Source organism: Enterobacter sp. 22452 (assembly GCF_052045065.1).
GTDB lineage: Bacteria > Pseudomonadota > Gammaproteobacteria > Enterobacterales > Enterobacteriaceae > Enterobacter > Enterobacter mori.
This window is the reverse complement of sequence record NZ_JBQEOB010000002.1, coordinates 398157-411597: the sequence shown is the minus strand read 5'-3', so window position 1 is coordinate 411597 and position 13441 is coordinate 398157. Positions and strand designations below refer to the sequence as shown.

Below are 13441 nucleotides of genomic sequence, written 5' to 3'. Positions count from 1 at the left end.
GTTCCTTACGCTCTGTTTGCCACGCGTTCGCCGAGCAGGCCTGCCGGTCGGAAGACCAGCACCAGAATCAGCACGATGAAGGCAAAGACATCCTGATAATTACTGCCGAACACGCCGTGGGTCAGTTCACCCAGGTAGCCCGCGCCGAGTGCTTCAATGATGCCAAGCAGGATCCCGCCAATCATTGCGCCGCGAATATTGCCGATCCCGCCCAGCACGGCGGCGGTGAACGCTTTAATCCCTGGCAGAAAGCCCATGGAGAAGCTGGCGTTACCATAGTTGCTCGCCATCATCACGCCTGCCAGCGCGGCAAAGATGCCGCCGATGGCAAACGTGAGGGTAATTATCGCGTTCGGGTTCACGCCCATCAGCATGGCGACGCGCGGATTTTCCGCCACGGCGCGCATGCCGCGCCCCAGGCGGCTGTATTCAACCAACAGCCAGAGACCGATCATGACGGTCAGCGCCAGCGCCACGGTCACGATGCCGGTGACGGTAACAATCGCAGGTGGATGGGCTTCGCTGCCGGACGTGACGGCGATCGGGTCCATCGGCAGGATCTGCGGGAACATCAGCGGATTGCGCGTCCAGATAATCATCGCCACGGTTTGCAGCAGCACCGAGACGCCAATCCCGGAGATCAGCGGTGCCAGACGCGGCGCGTTGCGCAGGCGTCGGTAGGCAAAGCGTTCCACAGCCATCGCCAGCAGAGCACAGACCGCCATGGCAACCAGCAGCGCAAAGCCCAGCTGCACCAGCAGCGGCAGATGCGGGAAGGTGTTGTTCAGAACGTTAATGGCGGAAAGCGTGGTTAGCGCGCCGACCATCAGAATATCGCCGTGGGCGAAGTTAATAATGCGCAAAATGCCATACACCATGGTATAGCCCAGCGCGATCAGCGCGTAGATGCTTCCCAGCATCACGCCGTTGATCAGTTGTTGTATCAGTGTATCCAACGTGCGTACCCGACAAGTTGCTCTTTCAGCGGCTACCATCCAATAAATGAATAAAATTGTAAAATACACATATATTATTTCTTATGATAAACCGGTATTGTTTTATCTTTATGATTTACATGAATATATTAAAACCCTTCAGCAGGGTGAAAAGCCTAAAGAAATCAATATATGAATAAAACAGAACAGTCGACCGCCGTGTCAGCCTATGCCGAAAGCCGTCTGGCAAACGATCCGCCGCTTCGGGCCGTGCGGGCATTTGAAGCCATTGCCAGGCTGGGAAGCGTGACCCTGGCCGCACAGGAGCTGGATATCTCCCCCTCCGCCGTGAGCCATCAGCTAAAGGTGCTGGAGGCCTATCTGCAGATGCCACTCACGGAGCGACAGGGGCGAAGGCTGATCCTGAGCCAGCAGGGGCGGGATTACTACCGCTCGATTCGCGCCGCGTTCAACGTGCTTCGGCAGGCGACGGAACACCTGGTGGAACAGGCGCAAACGCGTCAGGTGACCATCAGCCTGATCCCGCTGTTTGGTATGGGGTGGTTTATTCCGCGTCTGCCGACCTTTATGCGCGCCAACCCGCAGACGGAGATCAACGTTGTCTACGCCAACCACCGTAACTACCTGAGCGATGCGTCCGATATGTCGATTCGTTTTGGTAACGGCCAGTGGGCTGGCTATCAGAGCGAAAAACTGATCTCCGGCCAGATGGTGCCGGTGTGCAGCCGCGCGTTTTTGCGTATTCACGGTCATATTGATACGCCCGAACAGCTGCTGCAAATGCCGCTGCTGCACGATGAGGAGCGCTCGACCTGGCCGCAATGGTTTATGCAGCAGGGGGTGAAGCGTCCCGTGCGCCGCAGTGGACCGATGTTTGAGGATGGCTTGCTGACGCTGGCTGGCGTACAGGCCGGGCTGGGATGTGCCCTGATGCGCGAGCCGCTCATTGCTCCGTATCTTGAGAGCGGGGAACTGGTAAAGATCTTTGATCTGCCGATCGACGACGGACGGGATTACTACCTCTGCGTACGCACTGACTCGGATATGACCGAAGACGGGAAACTGCTGCAAAACTGGCTACGCCGGGCGGCGGGCAGTGAACAGAGCCTGGAATAAAAAAGGCCAGCGACGATGGCTGGCCTTTTCGTACTGACAAATCTTAGAACTGGTAGGTCAGACCCACAGCCACGATGTTGTCGGTAGACACTTTGGCATCTTTGGTGAACGTGTTGTCGTCCAGCAGGTTGATTTTGTAATCAACGTAGGTAGACATGTTTTTGTTGAAGTAGTAGCTCGCACCAACATCAATGTATTCAACCAGATCCTGATCGCCATAAGAACCGATGTCCTTACCTTTGGATTTCAGGTAAGCGATGGATGGACGCAGGCCGAAGTCGAACTGGTACTGTGCAACCACTTCGAAGTTCTGCGCTTTGTTCGCTACGTGACCGTTACCGAACGCGGTCATGTTACGGGTTTCAGAGTAGGTGGTTGCCAGGTAGATGTTGTTCGCATCGTACTTCAGGCCCGCTGCCCACACTTCTGCGTTTTCGCCACCGGCGTTCAGCTCGCTTGCTGCGTTAACCTGACGGTCAGTACGGTCGGATTTCGCATAGGTCGCACCTGCCGCGAAGCCGTCGAACTCATAGCTGGAAGACAGACCCCAGCCGTCACCGTTGGATTCGGTGATATCATCACGGTCGTTTTTACCCTGGTACTGTGCCGCAAAGTTCAGGCCGTCAACCAGACCGAAGAAGTCGGTGTTACGGTAGGTTGCAACGCCAGTGGTACGGCCAGTCATAAAGCCGTCGGTCTGAGTCCAGGTATCGCCACCGAATTCTGGCAGAACGTCAGTCCACGCGCCGATGTCGTAAGCAACACCGTAGTTACGACCATAATCGAAAGAGCCGAATTCGTTGAATTTCAGACCGGCAAATGCCAGACGGGTTTTGTTACCGTCAGAGCCCTGTGCTTCAGAGCGGTTGCCCTTGAACTCATATTCCCACTGACCGTAACCGGCCAGCTGGTCGTTGATCTGCGTTTCGCCTTTAAAACCCAGACGAACGTAAGTTTTGTCGCCGTCGTTGTCAGCGTCATCAGAGAAATAGTGCAGACCTGTTACTTTGCCGTACAGATCCAGTTTGTTACCGTCTTTGTTAAAAACTTCAGCCGCGTTTACAACGCCTGCTGCCAGCATAGAAGTGACTGCCACTGCAACTAATTTAAGTTTCATCTTAAACATTCCTTATAATTTTCTTAGGTATTTCCTGAGCCAATTTGAACGATTTCTAAACGAGGCGGTTCGTCAATGGCAGACTATTTTTAAAAATCTTGTAGCCTGCTTTCAATAATAAGTTTCAAAATATTAAAGATAATTTCAATTAGTGTGATCCTGATCGGAATAATTGCCGTGAAACCCGCGAATTTGATTAATATTCACGCATAAAGTGACTATTTACGCATCATGAATATTACGCAGTAAATAGTTTTTATATGTTGTAGTACAGGAGGGGAATATTCGTGATTAACGATCTTTTAAGGGTGAGGTGATAATTTTAAGTTCAGTAAAAACAGTTGCATGAAGATTTTATTGCATTGAATTTATAACGGACTTCCTGACATATCCAGAAATGTATTATTGCATTCTGTGCTATATAGCTCGTTAATATACGCAGTGAACTAGTCACAATGCGTTGTCAGTTTATGTCAATATGAGAAGAGGTGAGCTTTCATCACGAGGCTAATATAAACAGAATTTAAACAGGCCACTCTAATTCTGATAAATATTCTGAGCAGGCTCACATTTTAAATTAATGTTAATTATGTTGCCGGGATGAAAAATACTCCCGGCATGGGGAGATTATTTGCGTGTCGCATACCAGCAAAGGAGCGAACCGGCGCAGACCATCAGCGCACCTTGCCAGAAAGAGAACGACAGCGGGGAACTTAACAGCACGGCCGCCAGGGCGGCGGATAATACCGGGGTGAAATAGGAGACCGCCGCCAGGACGGTGACGTTACCGTGGAGAATGCCAATATTCCATGCGGCATAGCCAAACCCCAGCGCGATACCGCACATGACGAGCTTCACCACCACCGGGATGCTGAACACCATTTCCGGCTGATCGCTGAGCGCATATTTCACCCACAGACTCAGCGCCGTTAGCAAAACGAAAAGGGTGATCCCGTTTTGTCCTCTGGCAAATTTGGCGGTGACGGTGCAGTAGGCCGCCCAGATAAAGGCACCGGCAAATGCCAGAGCATAACTCAGCGGGCTGGAGACGATATTGCGGATGATTTCATCAACGTGTAACCCCTGTTCACCGCCTAATACCCAGCAGACGCCGAGCAATGAGATCGCGAGCCCGGGGATCACCCACACGTTTGATTTCTGCCCGTTGAACAAAATCGCAAATACAATCGTCAGGCTTGGCCAGAGATAATTGACCATGCCTACTTCTATAGCCTGAGATCGCGTGGCGGCATAGCCTAACGACAGCGCGAGGCATATTTCGTAGCTGACAAACAGCACGCTGCCCGCAATGAGATAGCGGGGAGAGAAACGTCGAATATCAGGAAATCCTACCGTTGCCAGGCACAGTAATCCGCTAAGGGTGTAGATCATCGCGGCACCGCCGACGGGTCCCAACCCCTCGCTCACGCTACGAATCAGGCCCACCATCGTGCTCCATAACAGTATCGCCGCCAATCCAATGAGCGTTGCTCTTTTTCTGTCCATTACGTCTTCATCGCCAATAAAATCAAAGGAAAAATGTATCGCATTCATCCTGACGCTGTCGCCAATTATTCTCTTAAACCGTTAATCAAAAAGGGGTATTTAAATCTGCCGAGGGTGACTATTAAGGGGGCGAAGTCAGGCGACCTTGATTTGACGCAAAAAAAACAGGGACTTTGCTGATAGTTTGCGGCGCGAAGTCTTATTCGAACACGAGGACAACAATGGACGTCAGCCGCAGACAATTTTTCAAAATCTGCGCGGGCGGTATGGCCGGAACAACAGCCGCGATGCTGGGATTTGCTCCCAAAATGGCGCTGGCTCAGGCACGCAACTATAAGCTGCTGCGCGCGAAAGAGATCCGTAACACCTGCACATACTGCTCCGTAGGTTGTGGGCTTTTAATGTATAGCCTGGGCGATGGCGCGAAGAACGCCAGAGAAGCGATTTACCATATTGAAGGGGATCCGGATCATCCGGTGAGCCGCGGCGCACTTTGCCCGAAAGGGGCGGGGCTGCTGGACTACGTTCACAGTGAAAACCGCCTGCGCTACCCGGAATACCGCGCGCCGGGTTCCGACAAGTGGCAGCGAATCTCCTGGGATGAGGCCTTCTCCCGAATCGCCAAATTAATGAAAGCCGACCGCGATGCCAACTTTATTGAAAAGAACGAGCAGGGCGTAACGGTTAACCGCTGGCTTTCCACCGGGATGCTGTGCGCATCTGCGGCGAGTAATGAAACCGGCATGCTGACGCAAAAATTTGTGCGTTCTCTCGGCATGCTGGCGGTAGACAACCAGGCGCGCGTCTGACACGGACCAACGGTAGCAAGTCTTGCTCCAACATTTGGTCGCGGTGCGATGACCAACCACTGGGTTGATATCAAAAACGCTAACGTCGTGGTGGTGATGGGCGGTAACGCCGCTGAAGCACACCCTGTCGGTTTCCGCTGGGCGATGGAAGCGAAAAACAACAACGATGCGACGCTGATCGTCGTCGATCCGCGCTTTACGCGTACGGCATCGGTGGCCGATATCTATGCGCCGATCCGCTCCGGTACGGACATCACGTTCCTGTCCGGCGTGCTGTTGTACCTGATCGAAAATAACAAAATTAACGCGGAGTACGTTAAGCACTACACCAACGCGAATCTGCTGGTGCGGGATGATTTTGCCTTTGATGACGGGCTGTTTAGCGGCTATGACGCCGAAAAACGCCAGTACGATAAATCGTCCTGGAACTATCAGTTCGATGAAAACGGCTACGCGATGCGTGATGAAACGCTGACGCACCCGCGCTGCGTGTGGAATCTGCTGAAAGAGCATGTATCCCGCTATACGCCTGACGTGGTGGAAAACATCTGCGGCACGCCAAAAGCGGACTTCCTGAAGGTGTGTGAAGTGCTGGCTTCAACCAGCGCCGCCGACAGAACCACCACGTTCCTGTACGCGCTGGGCTGGACGCAGCATACCGTTGGCGCGCAGAACATCCGCACCATGGCGATGATCCAGCTCCTGCTCGGCAACATGGGTATGGCCGGTGGCGGCGTGAACGCGCTGCGCGGTCACTCCAACATCCAGGGCCTGACCGACCTCGGCCTGCTGTCGACCAGCCTGCCTGGCTACCTGACGCTACCGTCTGAGAAGCAGGCCGATCTGCAGACCTATCTGGCGGCGAATACGCCTAAGGCGACGCTGCCGGATCAGGTGAACTACTGGAGCAACTATCCGAAGTTCTACGTCAGCCTGATGAAATCCTTCTACGGTGATGCGGCGCAGAAGGAGAACGACTGGGGCTTTGAGTGGCTGCCTAAGTGGGACCAGGCCTACGACGTCATCAAGTATTTCAACATGATGGAGAAGGGCAACGTCACGGGCTACATCTGCCAGGGCTTCAACCCGGTGGCCTCCTTCCCGGACAAAAACAAAGTCGTTCGCAGCCTGAGCAAGCTGAAGTACATGGTGGTTATCGATCCGCTGGTGACCGAGACCTCCACCTTCTGGCAGAACCACGGGGAATCAAACGATGTCGATCCGGCGTCGATTCAGACCGAAGTGTTCCGCCTGCCGTCTACCTGCTTTGCAGAAGAGGATGGTTCTATTGCCAACTCCGGCCGCTGGCTGCAGTGGCACTGGAAAGGTCAGGATGCGCCGGGCGAAGCGCGTAATGACGGTGAGATCCTCGCCGGAATTTACCATCGCCTGCGCGAAATGTACCGCACTGAAGGTGGCAAAGGCGCGGAGCCGCTGCTGAAGATGGGCTGGGACTACAAGCAGCCTGACCATCCTGAGTCAGAGGAAGTCGCCAAAGAGAACAACGGCGTGGCGCTGGCGGATCTCTATGACGCGAGCGGCAACCTGGTGGCGAAGAAAGGTCAGCTGCTGAACAGCTTTGCGCTGCTGCGCGATGACGGCACGACGGCGTCGTCCTGCTGGATCTACACCGGCAGTTGGACGGAGCAGGGTAACCAGATGGCCAACCGCGATAACGCCGACCCGTCCGGGCTGGGCAATACGCTGGGCTGGGCCTGGGCGTGGCCGCTGAACCGTCGCGTGCTTTACAACCGCGCGTCTGCGGACGTAAACGGCAAGCCGTGGGACCCGAAACGTATGCTGATTCAGTGGAACGGGGCGAAGTGGGCGGGGAACGATATCCCGGACTACAACACCGCCGCGCCGGGCAGCAACACCGGGCCGTTTATCATGCAGCCGGAAGGACTGGGGCGCCTGTTCGCCCTCGACAAGCTGGCTGAAGGGCCTTTCCCGGAACACTACGAGCCGATGGAAACGCCGCTGGGGACGAACCCGCTGCACCCGAACGTGATCTCCAGCCCGGTGGTGCGTATCTACGAAGAGGACGTGCTGCGCCTGGGCAAGAAGGACAAATTCCCATACGTCGGAACGACCTACCGCCTGACCGAGCATTTCCACACCTGGACCAAGCACGCGCGGCTTAACGCCATCGCGCAGCCGGAACAGTTTGTAGAGATCAGCGAAACGCTGGCGAAGGCGAAAGGCATTACCAACGGCGACCGCGTGAAGGTGAGCAGCAAGCGCGGCTTTATTCGCGCCGTTGCCGTGGTCACTCGCCGCCTGCAGTCGCTGAACGTGCACGGTCAGCAGGTTGAAACCGTGGGTATTCCGCTGCACTGGGGCTTTGAGGGCGTGGCGCAGAAAGGCTACATCGCCAACACCCTGACGCCTAACGTCGGCGATTCCAACTCGCAAACGCCGGAGTACAAGGCGTTTCTGGTCAACATCGAGAAAGCGTAAGGAGCGATTCAATGGCGATGGAAACACAAGACATTATCAAACGCTCCGCGACCAACCCGATAACTCCCGCGCCTCGCGCGCGGGATTATAAGGCAGAGGTCGCCAAGCTTATCGATGTCTCCTCCTGCGTGGGCTGTAAAGCCTGCCAGGTGGCCTGTTCGGAGTGGAACGATATCCGCGATGAGGTCGGGCACTGCGTTGGCGTCTACGACAATCCGGCGGATCTGAGCGCCAAATCATGGACGGTGATGCGTTTTAGCGAAACCGACCAGAACGGCAGGCTGGAATGGCTAATCCGCAAAGACGGCTGCATGCACTGTGAAGATCCGGGCTGCCTGAAGGCGTGCCCGTCTGCCGGTGCGATTATTCAGTACGCCAACGGGATCGTCGACTTCCAGCAGGACAACTGCATCGGCTGCGGGTATTGCATCGCGGGCTGTCCGTTTAATATCCCGCGCCTCAATAAAGAGGATAACCGGGTATACAAATGCACCCTGTGCGTGGACCGCGTCAGCGTCGGGCAGGAGCCTGCCTGCGTCAAGACCTGTCCCACCGGCGCTATCCACTTCGGCACCAAGAAAGAGATGCTGGACGTGGCGCAGGCGCGGGTGGACAAGTTGAAAGCGCGCGGGTACGAGAATGCAGGCGTTTATAACCCGCAGGGCGTGGGCGGTACGCACGTGATGTATGTGCTGCACCATAACGACCAGCCGGAGCTGTACCACAATCTGCCGAAAGATCCGGCGATCGATACCTCGATCAACCTGTGGAAAGGGGCTCTCAAACCGCTCTCGGCGGCGGGCTTTATCGCCACTTTTGCCGGGCTGATTTATCACTACATCGGGATCGGGCCAAACAAAGAGGTGGATGACGACGAGGAGGAGGAACACCATGAGTAAGTCAAAAATGATTGTGCGCACGAAGTTTATCGACCGCGCCTGTCACTGGACGGTGGTGATCTGCTTCTTCCTGGTGGCGGTATCCGGGATCTCGTTCTTCTTCCCGACACTGCAGTGGCTGACCGAAACCTTCGGTACGCCGCAGATGGGGCGAATTCTGCACCCATTCTTTGGCGTGCTGATCTTCGTGGTGCTGATGTTTATGTTCGTGCGTTTTGTTCATCACAACATCCCGGATAAACAGGACATCCCATGGGTGAAAGGGATTGTTGAAGTCCTGAAAGGCAACGAGCATAAAGTCGCAAAGGTGGGCAAATACAACGCCGGGCAGAAGATGATGTTCTGGACCATCATGAGCATGATTTTTGTGCTGCTGGTGACCGGGGTGATTATCTGGCGTCCTTATTTTGCGCAGTATTTCCCGATTCAGGTGATTCGCTATGCGCTGCTCATCCACGCCACGTCGGCCATCATTCTGATCCACGCCATCCTGATCCATATGTATATGGCGTTCTGGGTGAAAGGGTCGATCAAAGGGATGATTGAAGGGAAGGTGAGCCGCCGCTGGGCGCAGAAACACCACCCGCGCTGGTATCGTGATGTGGAACGTCTGGAAGCGAAAAAAGAGAGTACGGAAGGGATGAAGTAAGACCTGCGCCGTCGGCTTTGCCCGGCGGCGCTGCGCTTGCGCGGGCCTACGTTATGTATTGGTTACCAACGCATCTATTTCCGCAATAACAGTACTTCTCGCGCTGCGAAGATTGCATACATAATTTTTATTATTTAGTTTCTTTTTCTCCACGTGTGTTATACCCGCGGTATTAAGGAAATATCGTTCAAAATCAATATTCACCAGTGGCGTCGCGGCGTGGATATGCCCACGTAAAAAACTATGGTAACTTAATGGAATAATCAGTCTTGTTGATAAATCATCATAATAGTCATGTTGAATTATCATAAAATAAGGCTGATAGTCGCGTGTTCTCTCTGAAGGATTACGGTAAACGTCAAACTGAAAGCACATTAAATCCCTCCAAAGAAAGGATCGTCAGATAATAATCCCGCTTTAGCCGTAAATTCATTCATGGCTCTTATGAACTCCTTATCTTGCTGATGCTGTCGTCTCCGCGCCTCGGGTGTCTGGACCTTACGGGAGGCGCCACTCGCCACGCTCTTATTTTTGCCATAGTCTTTGATTCGGTTTGATTTCATTTTTAACTCCTTTGTTGGTGCGGTCATTATCAACCGCAGCCAACAAAAAACAATACCGTTTAACCTGGTAATCTCCATTCTGCGAGCTGTCTTCCAGTAATATCAGAACCGCTCCTCAACATACCGGAACGGGTATTTCGTGGGTTTTAACTTGCCAATTTTACGCTTCGGCAAGTCGACCTTTTCGACGTGAATGTCTTTATATGGGATCTGTTTAAGCAGATGCGAAATAATATTTAGCCGCACGCGCTTTTTATCTTCTGAACGCGCCACAAACCACGGTGCCCAGGCGGTGTCGGTGGCTTTAAACATCGCGTCGCGGGCAACTGTGTATTCATCCCAAAGGTTGAAAGATTTGATGTCCATCGGGGACAGCTTCCAGATCTTACGACCATCGTTAATGCGATCGCGCAGACGGCGCTCCTGCTCTTTTGGTGTGACTTCCAGCCAGTATTTCAGCAGGATAATTCCGGCATCCACCATCGCTTTTTCCATGACCGGCGTGCCGTCCAAAAATTTCTCCACCTGCTCCTCGGTACAGAACCCCATCACGCGCTCGACGCCCGCGCGGTTATACCAGCTGCGGTCAAAGATGACGATTTCACCGGCAGAGGGCAGATGCGGCACGTAACGCTGGAAGTAGAGCTGGCTTTTCTCTTTATCGGTAGGGGCAGGCAACGCGACAACGCGGAAGACGCGTGGGCTGACGCGCTCGGTGATCGCTTTGATGGTGCCGCCTTTACCGGCGCCGTCGCGTCCTTCAAACACAATACAGACCTTTAATCCTTTGGCGACGACCCACTGCTGGAGTTTAACCAGTTCCACGTGAAGGCGACGAAGCTCTTGTTCATACTCTTTGGTCTTAAGCGGTGCCTTCGTTTCGACATCAACAGCGACACTGGTTTTCTTTTTACTTCCCATGACTGTCATCCTCAGGTTGTCCGGCGCGGGGAAAAAGCGAGGCCGCACTATGAAGTGTAATCCACCTGAATTAATGGATTAACGTGTCAGCCAGCTGATTTGAACTGGCTCACCATACAAGATTATTCAATAATGCCCGTCGCGAGTGATTAACCAGTGGTTGAAGTATGAAAAAAACAATTTTTTCGTTGGCGCTTGGTACGTTTGGTCTGGGAATGGCCGAATTCGGCGTGATGGGCGTGTTGACGGAACTGGCGAAGGACACCGGGATCTCGATTCCCTCGGCCGGGAACATGATCTCCTTTTACGCCTTCGGCGTGGTGATCGGCGCACCTATTGTGGCGCTGTTTTCCAGCCGGTTCTCTCTGAAATCAACATTGTTGTTCTTAGTGGCGATGTGCGTCATTGGGAATGCCATATTCAGCCTTTCGCATTCTTACGTCGGGCTGGCGACAGGCCGCTTAATTTCCGGATTCCCTCACGGCGCGATTTTCGGCGTAGGGGCGATAATCCTCTCCAAAATTGCGCCGCCGGGAAAAGTCACGGTCGCGGTGGCCGGTATGATCGCCGGAATGACCGTTGCCAATCTTGTCGGCGTACCGCTCGGGACGTGGATTGGGCATGAGTACAGCTGGCGCTATACCTTTTTCCTGATTGCTGCCTTTGATGTGCTGGTGATCCTCTCCGTGTTGCTGTGGGTGCCAACTCTGCACGATAAATCCGAGATCAAATTGACCGCGCAGTTCCACTTTCTGAAGAAACCGGAGCCCTGGCTGATTTTCGCCGCCACCATGTTTGGCAACGCCGGCGTCTTCGCGTGGTTCAGCTTCGTTAAGCCGTTTATGGTCAATGTATCGGGTTTCTCCGAAGGCATGATGACCGTCATAATGATGCTGATGGGGCTCGGCATGGTGTTGGGTAATCTGCTGAGCGGAAAACTCTCGGGGCGGTTTAGCCCGTTGCGCATTGCTGCCACCACCGACATGATCATTGTCGCCTCACTGTTGCTGCTTTTCGCCTTTGGCGAACTAAAAACGGCCTCGCTGTTGATGGGCTTTGTCTGCTGTGCAGGCCTGTTTGCACTTTCCGCACCGCTGCAAATTCTTCTGCTGCAGAATGCGAAAGGGGGTGAAATGCTGGGGGCGGCGGGCGGACAGATGGCCTTTAATCTGGGTAGCGCTGTAGGAGCATACTTTGGTGGGATGATGATTACGCTCGGCTTTAGCTGGAGCTATGTCACGCTACCGGCGGCATTGTTGTCCTTCGCTGCGATGACCTCGTTTTTGATGTATGGCCATCTCTGCGCCAAAAAGCGTCAGGCCAACGCGCGGGCGCTGGCCTGATTTTTTCAGGAAAGCCAGGGCTCGCCCAGGGTCAACATCAGACGGTTGGCCCAGGCAAAGAACGCGGCTGATTGAAGCAGATCGAGCTGTTCAAGCGTATCCAGTTTCTGTTTTTCCAGCTCAGCCAGATGGCCCGGCGTGGCGGCCGGTGGCGTGACCGACAGCGCCGCCGCATAGTTGATTTCCGCCTGCCAGCGGGCAGACTGCCCCTCGCTCAGTGCGCGTCCCGGCCTGACGGCCAGAAGGGTTTCCACCGCGCCGTCGTCCTTTGACAGTTGGCTCGCTTTGCGCGCATGGACAGATGCGCAGTAAATGCAGCCGTTGATTTTACTGGCTACCGTCGCGGCCAGTTCGCGTTCAGCACGCGGTAATCCTCCCGCCGTGTAAAAAATCCCTTTATCCGTTAACGTGCGCTGTTCCAGAACCGGCAGGTTGCGCCCCAGCAGGCGGAAATAGTCAGATTCCGTATGGCCAAATTTGGCGAGAATGGCCACTTCATCATCGTTAAATTCTGCCAGAGGTTTAGCGGCAATCCATGGCTCCCAGCCCAGCTCCTGCTGGGTGAACGCGACGGGGGCCGCTTTACCCGTGGCAGTGGCTGCGTTGGTGTGCCATGCCCCCGCAACGACGGGCGTATCACTGGCCGCAACGGGTTTATCATTCAGTAAACGCAGCCCGGCAATGAGTCGGCTCTGGAAACTGACGAAGGCGATAAGCTGAGCAAGGGTGACAATGCCGTCATTGCTCCATCCCGCCTTTACAAGCGCCTGTAATGCACCGGGTGTGGCGTCGACAGGTGAGAAGGTGAGCAGACGGGCGAAGTTCAGCGCAGCGGTCAGGCGCCCGGAGGTCGGATCGGCCAGCCCAAATCCAGCATAGTGCGCCGCCAGCGCCTCTGCGTTGTGCCATTTTGCGACCTTCGCCGCCACGGCAAAGCGTTCATCCAGCGCAAATGCTGCATCCTGCTGGCTGAATAAAATCTCATAACTGCCCTGAGCGTGACGCGTGGCGGCGTCCCGCGTGGCCCGCGCCTCTGCCAGCGGCGAACCGGGCACGATGTCCGCCAGTTCGGCGAGAATATCCTGACTTAAAGCCATACGTG

12 protein-coding genes are annotated in these 13441 nt (G+C 54.5%); 5 read left to right on the top strand and 7 right to left on the bottom strand.

Annotation, left to right across the window (positions count from 1 at the left end; genetic code table 11):
• Nucleotides 1–5: 5 nt before the first annotated feature.
• Nucleotides 6–956 (bottom strand): branched-chain amino acid ABC transporter permease, encoded by a 951-nt coding sequence (locus tag ACTJJA_RS07140; protein WP_421510401.1) that lies wholly within the window; start codon nt 954–956, stop codon nt 6–8.
• Between the two features lie 171 nt (nt 957–1127).
• Here ACTJJA_RS07140 and ACTJJA_RS07135 point away from each other — a divergent pair, with 171 nt between their 5' ends.
• Nucleotides 1128–2072, top strand: a complete 945-nt coding sequence (locus ACTJJA_RS07135; RefSeq protein ID WP_042715064.1) for a LysR substrate-binding domain-containing protein — start codon at nt 1128–1130, stop codon at nt 2070–2072.
• 43 nt (nt 2073–2115) lie between these two features.
• On the opposite strand, the gene ompC is transcribed toward ACTJJA_RS07135, so the two are convergent.
• Nucleotides 2116–3189, bottom strand: a complete 1074-nt coding sequence (gene ompC / locus ACTJJA_RS07130; protein WP_421510399.1) for a porin OmpC — start codon at nt 3187–3189, stop codon at nt 2116–2118.
• Nucleotides 3190–3816: 627 nt separating this feature from the next.
• Complete coding sequence (gene yddG, locus ACTJJA_RS07125; protein ID WP_218401223.1) at nt 3817–4695, bottom strand: aromatic amino acid DMT transporter YddG; 879 nt, start codon at nt 4693–4695, stop codon at nt 3817–3819.
• Between the two features lie 221 nt (nt 4696–4916).
• Between yddG and fdnG the strand changes: the two genes are divergently transcribed.
• The 3 genes from fdnG to fdnI are packed head-to-tail and all read left to right on the top strand — an operon-like array spanning nt 4917 to nt 9512.
• Nucleotides 4917–7964, top strand: a complete 3048-nt coding sequence (gene fdnG / locus ACTJJA_RS07120; protein WP_440667075.1) for a formate dehydrogenase-N subunit alpha — start codon at nt 4917–4919, stop codon at nt 7962–7964.
• Nucleotides 7965–7975: 11 nt separating this feature from the next.
• Nucleotides 7976–8863: a formate dehydrogenase subunit beta gene (gene fdxH, locus ACTJJA_RS07115; protein WP_042713864.1), complete on the top strand. Its 888-nt coding sequence runs from the start codon at nt 7976–7978 to the stop codon at nt 8861–8863.
• Nucleotides 8856–9512, top strand: coding sequence for a formate dehydrogenase-N subunit gamma (fdnI, locus tag ACTJJA_RS07110; protein ID WP_108417402.1), 657 nt, complete (start codon nt 8856–8858; stop codon nt 9510–9512). The genes fdxH and fdnI overlap by 8 nt, the downstream gene beginning before the upstream one ends.
• A gap of 51 nt (nt 9513–9563) precedes the next feature.
• Here the strand turns inward: fdnI and ACTJJA_RS07105 are convergent, their stop codons facing one another.
• The 3 genes from ACTJJA_RS07105 to ppk2 form a co-directional block, all read right to left on the bottom strand.
• Nucleotides 9564–9887, bottom strand: coding sequence for a CcdB family protein (locus ACTJJA_RS07105; RefSeq protein WP_440667073.1), 324 nt, complete (start codon nt 9885–9887; stop codon nt 9564–9566).
• Nucleotides 9887–10075, bottom strand: a complete 189-nt coding sequence (locus tag ACTJJA_RS07100; protein WP_440667071.1) for a hypothetical protein — start codon at nt 10073–10075, stop codon at nt 9887–9889. The genes ACTJJA_RS07105 and ACTJJA_RS07100 overlap by 1 nt, the downstream gene beginning before the upstream one ends.
• Before the next feature lie 102 nt (nt 10076–10177).
• Nucleotides 10178–10996, bottom strand: coding sequence for a polyphosphate kinase 2 (gene ppk2, locus ACTJJA_RS07095; RefSeq protein WP_440667070.1), 819 nt, complete (start codon nt 10994–10996; stop codon nt 10178–10180).
• 167 nt (nt 10997–11163) lie between these two features.
• Here ppk2 and araJ point away from each other — a divergent pair, with 167 nt between their 5' ends.
• Complete coding sequence (gene araJ / locus ACTJJA_RS07090; protein ID WP_440667068.1) at nt 11164–12339, top strand: MFS transporter AraJ; 1176 nt, start codon at nt 11164–11166, stop codon at nt 12337–12339.
• A gap of 5 nt (nt 12340–12344) precedes the next feature.
• Here araJ and ACTJJA_RS07085 read toward each other — a convergent pair whose 3' ends face one another.
• On the bottom strand, nt 12345–13436 hold the full coding sequence (locus ACTJJA_RS07085) for an alkylhydroperoxidase domain protein (protein WP_440667066.1): 1092 nt from the start codon (nt 13434–13436) through the stop codon (nt 12345–12347).
• Between the last annotated feature and the right edge of the window lie 5 nt (nt 13437–13441).